This is a genomic window from Tolypothrix sp. VBCCA 56010 (assembly GCF_050875635.1).
Taxonomy (GTDB): domain Bacteria; phylum Cyanobacteriota; class Cyanobacteriia; order Cyanobacteriales; family Nostocaceae; genus Hassallia.
The window spans coordinates 1-12,852 of sequence record NZ_JBPAOH010000186.1 but is presented as its reverse complement, the minus strand read 5'-3'; the positions used below and the strand labels follow the sequence as shown (position 1 = coordinate 12,852).

General features: G+C 39.7%; 12 protein-coding genes. 4 read left to right on the top strand and 8 right to left on the bottom strand.

Annotation, left to right across the window (positions count from 1 at the left end):
- On the bottom strand, positions 1-1,955 hold a 1,955-nt coding region (gene recQ / locus AABK37_RS36255; protein ID WP_432556293.1), incomplete at its 3' end, for a DNA helicase RecQ.
- Between the two features lie 167 nt (positions 1,956-2,122).
- On the opposite strand from recQ, the gene AABK37_RS36250 reads away from it, so the two are divergent.
- Positions 2,123-2,632, top strand: a complete 510-nt coding sequence (locus AABK37_RS36250; protein ID WP_432556292.1) for a DUF29 family protein — start codon at positions 2,123-2,125, stop codon at positions 2,630-2,632.
- 217 nt (positions 2,633-2,849) lie between these two features.
- Here AABK37_RS36250 and AABK37_RS36245 read toward each other — a convergent pair whose 3' ends face one another.
- From AABK37_RS36245 to AABK37_RS36225, 5 genes are all read right to left on the bottom strand, one after another.
- Complete coding sequence (locus AABK37_RS36245) at positions 2,850-3,296, bottom strand: DUF29 domain-containing protein (protein ID WP_432556291.1); 447 nt, start codon at positions 3,294-3,296, stop codon at positions 2,850-2,852.
- Between the two features lie 167 nt (positions 3,297-3,463).
- Positions 3,464-3,748 carry a type II toxin-antitoxin system RelE/ParE family toxin gene (locus AABK37_RS36240; protein ID WP_432556290.1) on the bottom strand — a complete coding sequence of 95 codons (285 nt, stop codon included), beginning with the start codon at positions 3,746-3,748 and terminating at the stop codon, positions 3,464-3,466.
- On the bottom strand, positions 3,741-3,986 hold the full coding sequence (locus AABK37_RS36235; protein ID WP_432556289.1) for a hypothetical protein: 246 nt from the start codon (positions 3,984-3,986) through the stop codon (positions 3,741-3,743). The genes AABK37_RS36240 and AABK37_RS36235 overlap by 8 nt, the downstream gene beginning before the upstream one ends.
- Positions 3,987-4,907: 921 nt before the next feature.
- Positions 4,908-8,126 carry a HEAT repeat domain-containing protein gene (locus AABK37_RS36230; RefSeq protein ID WP_432556288.1) on the bottom strand — a complete coding sequence of 1,073 codons (3,219 nt, stop codon included), beginning with the start codon at positions 8,124-8,126 and terminating at the stop codon, positions 4,908-4,910.
- Between the two features lie 72 nt (positions 8,127-8,198).
- Positions 8,199-8,639 (bottom strand): hypothetical protein, encoded by a 441-nt coding sequence (locus AABK37_RS36225; RefSeq protein ID WP_432556287.1) that lies wholly within the window; start codon positions 8,637-8,639, stop codon positions 8,199-8,201.
- A 226-nt stretch (positions 8,640-8,865) separates the two neighbouring features.
- Here AABK37_RS36225 and AABK37_RS36220 point away from each other — a divergent pair, with 226 nt between their 5' ends.
- The 3 genes from AABK37_RS36220 to AABK37_RS36210 all read left to right on the top strand — a co-directional run bounded on the left by AABK37_RS36220 (position 8,866) and on the right by AABK37_RS36210 (position 10,129).
- Positions 8,866-9,150 (top strand): DUF427 domain-containing protein, encoded by a 285-nt coding sequence (locus tag AABK37_RS36220; RefSeq protein WP_432556286.1) that lies wholly within the window; start codon positions 8,866-8,868, stop codon positions 9,148-9,150.
- Positions 9,151-9,508: 358 nt separating this feature from the next.
- Positions 9,509-9,949, top strand: a complete 441-nt coding sequence (locus AABK37_RS36215) for a hypothetical protein (protein WP_432556285.1) — start codon at positions 9,509-9,511, stop codon at positions 9,947-9,949.
- Positions 9,950-9,958: 9 nt separating this feature from the next.
- Positions 9,959-10,129 carry a hypothetical protein gene (locus tag AABK37_RS36210; protein ID WP_432556284.1) on the top strand — a complete coding sequence of 57 codons (171 nt, stop codon included), beginning with the start codon at positions 9,959-9,961 and terminating at the stop codon, positions 10,127-10,129.
- Here the strand turns inward: AABK37_RS36210 and AABK37_RS36205 are convergent.
- Positions 10,065-11,714, bottom strand: coding sequence for an ArnT family glycosyltransferase (locus AABK37_RS36205; protein ID WP_432556283.1), 1,650 nt, complete (start codon positions 11,712-11,714; stop codon positions 10,065-10,067). The two genes, AABK37_RS36210 and AABK37_RS36205, sit on opposite strands and share 65 nt — an antisense overlap.
- A 117-nt stretch (positions 11,715-11,831) precedes the next feature.
- The coding region (locus AABK37_RS36200; RefSeq protein WP_432556282.1) for a glycosyltransferase family 39 protein at positions 11,832-12,852 on the bottom strand (1,021 nt) is incomplete at its 5' end.

Genomic DNA, 12,852 nt, shown 5'->3' with positions numbered 1-12,852 from the left:
ATGATTGTTGTGGGTCTAAAATTGCGTTTTTGAGCAATTTCTTCCACAGTTAAACCTTGTTGATGTAAGTGTAAAGTCAAATATTCGGTTTCTGTAGGTAAGGCAAGATAAGGTGTAGAAGTAACGTTACTTTTTTCTGATGACAAATCTTGTTCTTGACAGTATGCGCGAATTTCCTTGATAAATATCTCGCCATACTGCGCGAGTTTATGACTACCAACACCCGAAAGTTTACCAAATTCAGCAAGTGTTTTCGGCTTGGCTTGTGCCATCAATTTTAAAGTAGAATCAGGAAAGACAACATAAGGTGGAACAGACTGTTCATCAGCTAGTTGTTTGCGAAGCGATCGCAATCGATAAACTAGCATTTCCACTTCTTGTGCTTTCTCGCTGTCACCTTCCCAAATCGGCTTTTGCGCGACGGTAATGGCTATAGAAACTGTACGCTGTTTCCGCATTACTTCCCAACTCAAAGCGTTCAATTTCAAGACAGAGTAACCATCGGCAGTTTGTTCTAATAAGCCTTGATGTAAAAGCGATCGCCCTAACATTCGCCATTCATCAACACTTTTATCTTTGCCAATACCGTATGTAGAAAGTTTATCATGTTCGTTTTGGGTAATCTTTTGTGTTTTTGCTCCTCGCAACACATCTATAATATGAAGCATCCCAAATCTTTCTTTACAACGCGCTACGCAAGATAGAAATTTCATCGCTTCAATTGTCCAATCTTGCACCGGTTTGGGAAAACGACAATTATCACAATTACCGCAATTACCCGGAAAACGTTCGCCAAAATAACCTAGCTGAATTGTCCGCCGGCAATCTGTACCTTCCGCATAATCAATTACCTGACGTAATTGTTGTTTCGCGATTAATTGTTCTTGCGGATCGCTTTTTTGATTAATACTCCATTCAATTGTTTTAATATCACCGTAACTGAAAAACATTGTACACCGAGATGCTTCACCATCTCTACCCGCCCTGCCTGATTCTTGATAATAACTTTCTAAATTACGCGGTATATCAAAGTGAATCACAAACCGGACATCCGGTTTATTAATTCCCATCCCAAAAGCGATAGTTGCAACCATTAAGCGCACATCATCGCGAATAAAGCGAGTTTGATTGCTTGTGCGTTCTTCGTCAGTTAAACCTGCATGATAAGAAAGTGCAGCAACTTTATCATTTTGCAGTTTAAAAGTGAGTTCATCTACCTTTTTGCGCGTCAAACAATAGATGATTCCCGAACCTTCATTTTCTCTGACAATTTCTAATATTTCCGCGTAAGCAGACTTCGTTTTGGAGCGAATTTCATAATAGAGATTTTGACGGTTAAAACTGGCGATATGAATACTTGGTTGCTTTAATCCCAGTTGCTGTATAATATCATTGCGGACTCGATCTGTGGCAGTGGCGGTAAGCGCGAGAGTGGGTACATTTGGATAGCGTTTCCGCAACGATCGCAACTGACGGTATTCTGGACGAAAATCGTGTCCCCACTCCGAGACACAATGCGCTTCATCAATCGCAAAGGCAGAAATACCGATTTGGTGATGTACTAAGTCGAGAAAAGGCAGAAACCTTTCGCTTAATAAACGTTCTGGGGCAACGTAGAGTAATTTAACTCTACCCTTGAGAATCGCTTCTTCACGCGATCGCGTTCTATAAGGGTCAAGACTGCTATTAAGAAATGTTGCGGAAATATTATTATTTCGCAATGATTCCACTTGGTCTTGCATCAAAGCTATCAGCGGGGATACTACCACCGTTAAGCCTTTTTTCAGAATTGCAGGTAGTTGAAAACACAGCGATTTTCCTCCCCCCGTAGGCATAACAATCAGTAAATCCCGATTTTGCAGCGCATCCTCGATAATTTGCCGTTGTCCGGGGCGAAATTGATCGTAACCGAAGTGATATTTTAGCGCTTGTTCTAAATTGGGATACTGAAGCATAGCGATCGCTTTTTTGGGGCGTTTTGTCAGGGTAGTTACGAAGATATTAGGATTTTAACTCACATTATCGACAGACGAAGGGAAGTCTTACGTTTCTAGATGCATGGTTTACAGTTCCAAATTGTTCAGGAATGCTAGTATTTACTTCATAGAATTATTAGTTCACTATGACACAAGAATTAATAGAATTAAGACAAAGTATCTTAGAGCATCGTTATGATGATGCCCTAGAGATTATTGATGATTTAGAGGAGATGAGTAAACAGGCAACTCTGCGAAAAATAGAAGCTTTTTTAGTTAGATTATGTATTCATTTAATTAAAAACCAAATTGAACAGCGTTTAACCAACTCTTGGATTGCTTCTATCTCGGATTCAGTAATTAAAATTGCCAAATTAAATATTAAAGCTAATCAAAAATCTTATTATATTCAAGCTGATGACTGGCAAGAATATTTAGAAGAAGCAGTAGCAATGGCAATTCGACCAGCCAGCGCCGAGATTTTTGAAGGTACGTTAAAACCTAGTCAAGTTTCCCAAAGACTTAATCGAGAAACATTAATTAATATTGCTCAACAACTTTTACATTTAACTTATAAATATCATCCCAAAGAATTACCAGATATTATTGATCATCATTTAGCAGAGTTACCAGGAGGAAAAGATTGGTTTGAGTAAATTAAGTCTTGTAGGGTGCGTTATGGACGGAACGTCCTAACGCACCGCAAATCTTTGGTGGTGCGTTATGCTGGCGCGATAACACACCCTACGAAATGAGATTTGGGATGATTAAATCACTTGTGTGTACACCGTAGTTTTGGTAAGAAAAGGGATGTCTCAGATTCTTTGAGGTTCAACGTTGGTGATTTGTTGAAGAATTGCTTTTGTGATATTTTTAAGAATGCCAAAAACTGTCAGCCAATAATGTTTCTACATCATTAGGGAAAGGGCAATCATCAGGAAATTTTGATTCATATTCCTTACTCATGTTTGTATATGCATTTTGATAACATTCATCACATATAGTTAAAAAATAATTACGCAGACTAGGAGAATCTCGAAGAATACGGCTTAATTCCTGTTGTCTGCGGCTAATTGTTGCTTCCCAACCGCCATAACATTCTGGTAAATTTACATAATTCCGTTTTAGGGCATGTTCAAATAAAGTTGTCAGACGACTTTCTAATTCTCGTCTATCTCTCCTCCCCAATGCTTCTATTTCCTCAATTAAATTTTCCCAGTCCACATTGCTATAATCTTGGGATTTTAAGGTGCTGATAGTCTGCTCAATCCACAAAGCAAAGTCTGTTACATAAAGAGTTTTTACTGGTGATTGAGTCATGATGAATAAAAAACTTTAGGGTGTAGCAATAGTTTAACCCAATGGTTTAACAAAATTTTCAAAGCATAGCGATCGCTTTTTTCAAGGCGTTCTACGTGGGTAGTTATGAAGATAATAGGATTTTAAGATGGTTGCTACAAAATCGGCGATCGCACTTGTACTGTGAGCTAATAAACATCGTCATGAGTACCAATGTCTAGCAAAAGAACAACTTGTTCCCCACTCTCGTCATCGGTTTTTATTGAGAAAACAATGCGACAATCATATCCACAAGAGCATGAAAGCAAGCCTGATAGCTTTCCCTCTAGCTTGTGAGTACCCAAGTTAGCTGCAAATATATCATTCTCCATAGCAGCAATAGTTTCTTCTATTCCGGCTTGCAAGTCAGCATTACGACGAGCAAATTTTCGGAAAGCTCTTTTAAATTTGCTAGTGATAACCAACCTATACATCGGCTGCACTTGGGTTATTGAGATATTCCCGTAATTCTTGAATTGCTTCAGCAGCAGTCTGGACTTTGAGCCTACCTGCTTGGAATTCAGCAATAGAAGTTGCTGCATCTGAGGCAATTTCATCTCGGCGACTTTCAATAATTCGGTTAGTGAGAATTTTTACCAGCATTTCTTGCTGCTCTAAAGGCAGATCCATTGCCGCATCTAAAACTCTATCTAGGTTACTCAATTGCTTCATCCTCTTAATTATTTGTGGGAATATATAAGCTTAAAAGTTTTACCATCACCGCTTTTTTAGCTTCGTCTAACTCACGTTCAATTACGCACTAAATCTATATATTCTTTATAATATGTTAGACATGACTTAGCTAAGTTTTTTAATCACTATTATTCTGGACTTTCCCTAACGGCTCTTGACTTTAAACAGTGAGAAAATTGAAGATTAATAAGATTTCTTAGGAATTTCTCTAGATTTGGTTGGTTGCCTGATGTAGCGATCGCATTTTTTTCGGGCGTTCTGCATGGGTAGTAATGAATATATCAGTATTTTAACTCACATAATCGGTAGCTTTGGTCAGACCTGCATTTCTGTTGGCGATCGCACTAAATTAAGGAATCATACATGAGCGATCGCTTGACTTTTAAGACAGTCGCTACACATTTTTATTTTTTAGGCTTAACTGGGCATCATCATTTCTAAGTTTTGTTAAGCATTAGTAACAATTGCACAAGCATTAGGTATAAAAACTTAGGCTGTTGTTACTAAGGTGCAAGCATTTATAACAAATGCATAAACAATTGCTGCAAATGAGACAGCAATTACTACAAATGAGTACCCATTTATAATTAATGCTTAATTTGTTAGATTAAATTTTAAGCATTAATTATGAATGAGACAGCAATTGCTACAAATGAGTACTCATTTATAATTAATGCTTAATTTGTTAGATTAAATTTTAAGCATTAATTATGAATGAGACAGCAATTGCTATAAATGAGTACGCAATTGCAGCAAATGAGTATCCATTTGTAATTAATGCTTAAGCTGTTGTTGCTAATAGATAAACATTTGTAACGTCTGCGTCTGTCTTTGTCACAAATGGGCAAGCTGTTGTTACCACGGGGACTTAATTTTGTAATGTCGCTGCTGCAAAAGTACTTAAATTATTCTTGTCAAGAGGATTCTCATTAAGCTTTGCATTGCACGAGTAGCAACATTAGGCTGATGCCAAGCTTGATAGAAATCAGGGTAAGGCATATTCTGAGCGCATTTCCATAAGACATGGTAGCAATTCTTATCAAGTAGACAATAACGCTTTGAAGTTTTTACTGCCATAGATAGATAGTTATTGTCTCGTCGGATTAGCCCTAATAGGATTAGCCCTAAAGTATCTGCCGCTAGCGTATAAGTATAGTAATCCACATCTTGGGATTGCAGCAGTTGCAGCAAAGCTGTGATCGCTGTTTCATTACTTGTGCTGATTTGCCATAAGCTTGATGCTGCCTCCCTACGGATGTCACAATACACATCTTTTGATTGCAACAGTTGTACCAAAACGGCAATTGCTATTTTATTGCCTATGCCGATTTGCCCTAAGCTTTTTGCTGCGTCCTCACGGGTGTAGTCATCCACATCTTTTGATTGCAACAGTTTTACCAAGGTAGCAATTGCTATTTTATTACCGGGGTCGATTTGCCCTAAGCTTTTTGCTGCGTTCTCACGAATGTAGTCATCTACAGTTATGGATTGTTGCAGTTCAACCAAAGCAGCGATCGCTATTTCATTACCAGGGTCGATTTGCCCTAAGCTTTCTGCTACCTGACTACGGGTGGAGTCAGACATAGTTATGGCTTGCAGCAGTTGCGCCAAGGCGGCGATTAGTGTTTCATTGCCTGTGCCAATCCACCCTAAGCTTTTTGCTGCGTCCTGACGAATGTAGTCATCCACATTAGTTGATTGCAACAATTGTACCAAGGCAGCGATCGCTATTTCATTGCCAGGGTCTAATTGCCCTAAGCTTTCTGCTACCTGACTACGAGTAAAGTCAGACATAGTTGTGGCTTGCAGCAGTTGCGTCAAGGCGGCGATCACTGTTTCATTGCCGGGGTCGATCCACCCTAATCTTTTTGTCACCCGCCAACGCGTGGAGTCATCCACATCTTGTGATTGCAGCAGTTGTACCAAGGCGGCGATCACTGCTTCATTGCCGGGGTCGATTCGTAATAAGCTTTCTATCGCTCTTTCTGGATACTGAAAGTAAATGTAATTGTAGTTATCTACATCTTGAGATTGTATCAGTTGCACCAAAGCTGTGATCGCCATTTTATTGCCAGGGTCGATTTTCCTTAAACTTTCTGCCACATCCCCACGGGTGTATTCATCCACATCTTGGGATTGGAGTAGTTGCACCAAGGCAGAGATCGCCATTTCATTGCCAGTGCCGATTTGTCCTAAGGTTTCTGCTGCCTGCCTACGGGTGTAGTTATCCAGATTATTTGATTGCAGCAGTTGCTCCAAAGCAGCGATCGCATTTTCATTGCCAGTGCCGATTTCCCCTAAGCTTTTTGCTGCGTCCTGACGAATGTAGTCATCCACATTAGTTGATTGCAACAATTGTACCAAGGCAGCGATCGCATTTTCATTGCCAGTGCCGATTTGTCCTAAGCTTTCTGCTGCCTGCCTACGGGTGTAGTCATCCAGATTATTTGATTGCAGCAGTTGCACCAAAGCAGCGATCGCTTTTGTCCGGTCTGTTTGTTGCAGTACTGACTTAGCTTCCTCTCTGATTGAACTTAGACCATCAAATGTCCACTTGATAATTTGATCAACTATGTCATCAGCTTTATAATAATTCCTAAACTCTGCAATTCCTGCGGCAGCTAAAAAATAGGCACGATATTCATAAAATCCTTTATCTACATATTCCCCATCCCACTTAACATATTCCCTATTCCACTTAGCACATCCATCTTTAAAGTTGACTAAAGCATCGATAAACTGTTGCTTTTTATCTTTGAGGTTTTCTTCTTCGCGCCCTAACCAAAGTAAAATTGTTTGCTTCCATTGCGGTTCAAAGATGCGATAAGTTCCTTGACTGGGATTTTTGGGAACGTGGTTGAGAAAGAAATTCCAGTTATTAATTGCTTTAGCAGCAAAGTACTCTTGAAATGAGGCATGAAAGAAAGCGTAAACAGATTTTCTACTTATATCTATCCCTACACAATTCAGCCAGCCGCGATTTAGTGCCAATTTCAACAGCGAGTTTTCATCATCAGCATCCCCCAAAAACTGACTAACAAAATCTTGTCGCAAGCGAAAACGGGTTGCTTCTTTGTCTATTGCTGCTTTAGCTAATTCCCCCAATTTGATATTGAGTTGCTGACGCTGCTCAGGTGTTATAGCAAATTCTTCTTTTTTCCACTTGTCGAAGTCATGAACAAATTGCTGATAGAGTCCCGCTTGAGTATCTGGTAATTTACTTTCTCCTGATTGCCAATTTAAGCACAGCAGCGTCAACCGCAGAGGATTTTTCACTAAATCCTGAATCCGTTCTTTACCTGACTCTTTCAACGCAGTGCATAACTGCTTTGCAGTTTCAGGAATAGCAGCGAACCAATTGTAAATAAATCTCTCTACTTGTTGTGGATAAGAAAAATTTAAAGTGCGATAGGTACCAAAATCATCAAGTGCATTAATGCTGCCATCCCACAGATTAACCCGACAAGTCAGCACAATTCGCACTTGAGAAATTAACCCTGTTTCACGGAATTGTCGAGCAATTTCTGTTAGAGGATTACCTGAAGATGCGGACATTTCATCTAACCCATCTAGCAGCAGCCACACATTATTTTGATTAAACAAAGCAACAAAATCATCCTTCAGTTGCTTAGTGGCTTCAGCTTTACCTGTTTTCTCAGCCACCTGAGTCAACCAACTCTCGAACAGATAAGATTTTAGTTCCTTCTCTCGCAAATCTGCTAAAGATACCCAAATTACAATCGATTGGTCAATCTCACGAGATACCCAATTAGCAATCTGCTGTAATAGTGTTGTCTTTCCGGCTCCTGGTTCGCCAATAATTGCAATTCGCTTACCTTTACTTTTAGGCGTATTCTTCTGTTTGAGAACTTCTTCAAGAAAAGCATCATGCTCAAATGTTTTGGTGATTTCTGTCTCTTTGTACAGTTGTGACCCCTGTTTTGGAGAAAAATCGCCTTGAACCTTGTCTGAACCCTGTTCTGGAGAAACATTATTTTTAAGCTTGGATTGTTTTTTACGCTCAACTAATCCCAATGGCACGTAAACATCATCAACTTCCAGGGCAACTCCTTCAGTTGATGTCAGAGGATTTGTAGTCAGCTTTCGCCGTTCTGTCAACAATTCACGGCAGATTTCACGCCAGCCATCGGGAGTTAACTTTGTCCCATCCTCCCCTTGAGACGACTGTAGTCAAAACGTCAAGTTATTAATTTGGTTATTTATCTGTCCCTGATTTACAACCCCAATTTTTTCTGCGAGCTGCGTCAGATTTTGAATGGTTGGCTGTTGAGACTTGAGGGTATTTTCTATTTCTTGAATTTTTTGAGTGAGTTTTGGTTCTGCTTTTGCTGCTGCTTCCACTTCCAAAACAGCTTGAGCAATTTCTGGATCTGCGTCTGCGGCTGCTTTGAGTTCCAGCACTGCTTGACCATAATCTAAACGCTGCGGTTCATTTGCTTCTACAGCATTGGTGAGTAATGGCGACTTATTCTTTTGGCGAAGCTTTTCGATTAACTTACCACCTAGCGTCCATGTAGCATCACCAATATTTTCGCCGATTTTCTCCTGTGCTTTAGTCCAAAGCGTAGTAGCGATCGCAGTAGCAACAGCCGTCAGTGTTACAGTTACCATAAAATCACTATTAGTTAGTATATGTAAAAATTACTTCAATTTTCACACATATCATTTTCCAAAGGCTTGAGGTAGCGATGTCTACTTTAAGGGGCTACGCCTACGCCCAAGTCATACTACAACAGAGACATAAGGATATCTGTATTTTTTAATCTCTCATAATTCCAACGCTTGCAGCCGTGTAAGTGTCAAAATATTAAGTGTAAAGTTTATTCACAAAACCACTATGGCAAAAGCAACTTGGAATGGCGCTGTATTAGCCGAAAGCGATAAAACAGTAGTTGTGGAAAACAATCATTACTTTCCCAAAGACGCAATCAACCAGCAATACTTTAAGGAAAGTAACACTCACACCACTTGTCCTTGGAAAGGTCTTGCCAGTTATTACAGCATCGAAGTTGATGGACAAGTCAACAAAGACGCAGCTTGGTACTATCCCACTGCCAAAGAGAAAGCGAAAAATATCGAGGGTTATATCGCCTTCTGGAGAGGCGTAAAAGTCGAAGCTTAAAACCTCTATTGTAGTTAGCGCTTCAGCGCTGCTTTATCTTCAGCGCTGAAGCGCCGACTACAACCTTACACCCCTGCACCCCTACACCCCTCATTGTTATTGTCAGTCAACCTGTTATGGTAATTTGAAGATAGGCAGTACAAACGACTAAGAAGCCCAATTAATAACTCAAATATTCAGCTTCTCGTAAACAACACGCCGTCAAGCGTGCAAGTAAATAGCAGTTGTTTGCGTTGTTCCTAATTTTTACCACATATCACAAAACCATCTACCAAAGCTATTTGCTTGCGGAAATCATTGCGTTTTCAACAAAGCAATAGCTTAATTCAGGGAGCATTTACACGCATAGGAGGTCAAGATGAGCCGTCTTCTTTATGAAAGTTCAGTTTCATTTGAAGGGTATCTCATCATCCCCTTTGTTTATGGCAAAGCGGATAATTACGAGATTTATTCTTACAAACTTTTGTCAGAAATAGGGCAAAAAAGCCAATTTCACAAAGCAGAAAATCCGGCAGAAATCTATGGCACTAGCTTGAGTAATATCATTGATATTGCCAAAGAACATATTCAGAAACATTCAGATTTTGTCAGTCATGGCGATAGTTTTCAGCGTCGCTACACGTACCACCAAAATTTGATTATTGTCTTTCAACAGGATGATAAATATTTCTACGACCATTATCCGCCGGAATTATTGAATAATATTGCCGCGCCCAAATTATTCAAGTCAGAATATGAATGTTTAACTTGGATTAAGCAAGGTCTTGAGATGCGACATACGCGGCAAAGGGTAAGGTAGATTGGGGGAATGGGGACAAGGGGACAAGGAGACAAGGGGACAAGGGGACAAGGAGACAAGGAGGAATTACCTATGCCCAATGTCCCATGCCCATTGCCCAATGCCCCATTCCCAATTACCCATTTTCAAATTGAATCAACTTCCATCCCCGGAAAGTTCCTAATTGCCGATAAGCAGTAGAGACAACCGAGAATTCTGGACTAACCCAGGCATAATTTCCGGGTGGAAGCTGTTGAATTTGTTTAAATCGCTGTCCCCAGTGAGGAGTATAAAACGTCAGCAACAATAGTGCTTCGTCTCCACCTGTTGTCAGAGCCTCGGTTTTTTGTACCACAAAGTTGATAGAATTGTTTTCAAGGACTCGTGCGATCGCATCCCTCCTTAAAAACACCTTCACATCCGGATTATAATTTCCTAATAATCCTGTCGCACCAGTCGCAGCTAAAGCCAGCCATGCAGTTAATAACCAACTTGCCAACCAATACTTAGCTGTTAAAAATTTATTGCCAAAACGATGACGCGCAATCCATATTAAAGGCAAGGTTAGCCAACCCAATCCTAAAATTAGCGCTATTTGTCTGTAGCTTCTAATATCTACATCCTCACCGATAGTAATAGGTAAAATGTCTGTATAAAGTAGGATTGCTGCTAAAAAAATCAAACCACCCAAACCCCCGAATATATAACTTAAATTTCGGGGTAGAGACACAAAATATTTTGTTTTTAATTTATTATCATAAATTTTGCAAAGCCAATCAAAAGCAATTGCTGCTTGCATTGCCATCACTGGATAAAGTATCAGTGCGTAATGGGGTAAGCGCGTAGAAATCAGGCTAATTTCTGTCAAAATAACTAAAGGACATCCAACTAATATCAACCGATATCGAAAAATAGGATGGCGTAAAATTAGAATTGTACCCCAAAGACTAAAAAAACCCCAAGGAAAAGTCTTAATCGGAGTATTCCAAAGATAAAATAAACACGAATTACCATTACGCTTTTGGGAAGCTATCCTCACAGCTAAAGCGAAGAATTGTTCAAAAACTATCCCACCATAGCGCTGCCAACTTAACCAAAACCAAGTCAGTGAGGGAATTAATCCAATTACAAAACCAAGATAAAATATGAGGTTTGAAAGATGTCGATGACGGGGATGTTCACAAATTAAATAAGGTAATAAACCTATCATCGGTACAAATATTAATTGACCCCTAATTAAAAAGCCCAGCGCAAAAGTAAATCCTGCCCCAAAGCTCCAATAAAAGTGATATTTTAGATTTAATTCTGCCTTTAATAAACAATAAAATCCTAAAAGTGCTACACAAATCGTAACTGTATTTGCCGTAGCTAATCTACTACTTTGCAACCAAAGAAACGATACACCGAGAATTGCCGAAGCTAACCAAGCAATACGTCTATTCAGCAGAATAACTGCAATTTCATAAGTAAGCAATAAACTGAAAATACAAGTGATTTGGGCAGGTAGTCGAGATGTTACCTCATTAATGCCAAATATCTTGTAAAAAGCTGCTAGCAACCAGTAGAAACCAGGCGTTTTTTCGTAAACTAGTTCCCCCCATGATTGGGGAGTTATCCAATCTCCAGACTCTAGCATCCAGCGGGCACGCACAGCATACATAGCTTCATCTTGAGGCATAAGGCTATGTTGTCCATTGTTAGATAATAATAATGGAACAATCCAAATAATTAACCCTAAATAATGCGAAGCTTTGGTTTTTAAGATGATTTTTGCGACATGACGCATTATCTCAAATCAAAATATTCTGGCTAGACGACAGTAACAATATAGGTTACTTTCCCAAAATTGTCTCTGCTAAAAGACTGAAAAATTAACTTTGTAATTTTAGCTGTTTTATTACTTTCATTTACAGTGATAAAGTTTGTATTCATAGCCGTTTACAGCTGGCAAAGATTGCATATCAGCAGCACATTTTTTCACTTCTTCTGGTTGAGGTGCATAAAAGTTTACTAACCATACATCCAGAGGTCGTGGTAATTCTTTTAAAGTATGAAGCAAAGCATCAGAAGATGTATTGGGGTTTTGGTCTTGATGTGCGAGGAGGAATAGGGGAGTGGGGGAAGTTAAATTTTGGATTTTAAATTCTCTGGCTACTCCCATCATTTCCCCAATATGTACATGAGTTCTTTGGGTGGTTGCAATTAGTACTGGCACTTGGGATGTTTTTTGAATTAATTGCACAAAGAGATCAGGACGGTAGTATTTTTGATAACCTAGATTGCTCAAAACTGTGACTGCGCTGAAAAATCCCATTAGCCAAATTATCGCCACAGCTTTTTTTCCAGAACTTCTTGGGCGTCCAACTTGAGGATGCCAGGAAACTGCGAAACTTGCCCCTAGTAAAACTATGACAGCAGGAAAGTAAACAAAGTTATAGCGGGCGCCGCGTGTTAAGTCAATACCGAGAAAATAGGTGAAGATAAAAAATAAAGCGATCGCACTCACAACTACAAGAACAAACACCTGCGTCATCAAACGAGTTTCTGGTTGCTTTAGCTGAATTTTCAAACCACCAAACAGAATTGGTAATAGCCAAATAAAGAAAATCAGCATCACCACCCCAGAAACAATTACAACTGCTATTTGTGGTGATTCAACTGGTAACAAAAATAGCATTGTAATCCATGCGGCAAAAGCTTGAAAAAGTGGGCTAATCCAAGCAAATCCCACACGCGGAGCTTGAATCCAATCAGTTAATTTATCACCATAGCTATTCTGTAAAAACACTGGCAACCAAACTACACCCGCGACAAAAGTACCAGCCGCAACTGCATAGATGCGCCACCAGGGGGAGTGGGGGAGGGGGGGAGAGGGGGAGAGGGGGGGATGGGGAGAGGGGGGGAAAGAATTGTTCTCCTTAGAT

Coding starts and splice junctions, on each gene's coding strand:
- AABK37_RS36250 (WP_432556292.1), top strand. CDS start 2,123: ATGACACAAGAATTAATAGAATTAAGACAAAGTATCTTAGAGCATCGT.
- AABK37_RS36245 (WP_432556291.1), bottom strand. CDS start 3,296: ATGACTCAATCACCAGTAAAAACTCTTTATGTAACAGACTTTGCTTTG.
- AABK37_RS36240 (WP_432556290.1), bottom strand. CDS start 3,748: ATGTATAGGTTGGTTATCACTAGCAAATTTAAAAGAGCTTTCCGAAAA.
- AABK37_RS36235 (WP_432556289.1), bottom strand. CDS start 3,986: ATGAAGCAATTGAGTAACCTAGATAGAGTTTTAGATGCGGCAATGGAT.
- AABK37_RS36225 (WP_432556287.1), bottom strand. CDS start 8,639: ATGGTAACTGTAACACTGACGGCTGTTGCTACTGCGATCGCTACTACG.
- AABK37_RS36220 (WP_432556286.1), top strand. CDS start 8,866: ATGGCAAAAGCAACTTGGAATGGCGCTGTATTAGCCGAAAGCGATAAA.
- AABK37_RS36215 (WP_432556285.1), top strand. CDS start 9,509: ATGAGCCGTCTTCTTTATGAAAGTTCAGTTTCATTTGAAGGGTATCTC.
- AABK37_RS36210 (WP_432556284.1), top strand. CDS start 9,959: ATGGGGACAAGGGGACAAGGAGACAAGGGGACAAGGGGACAAGGAGAC.
- AABK37_RS36205 (WP_432556283.1), bottom strand. CDS start 11,714: ATGCGTCATGTCGCAAAAATCATCTTAAAAACCAAAGCTTCGCATTAT.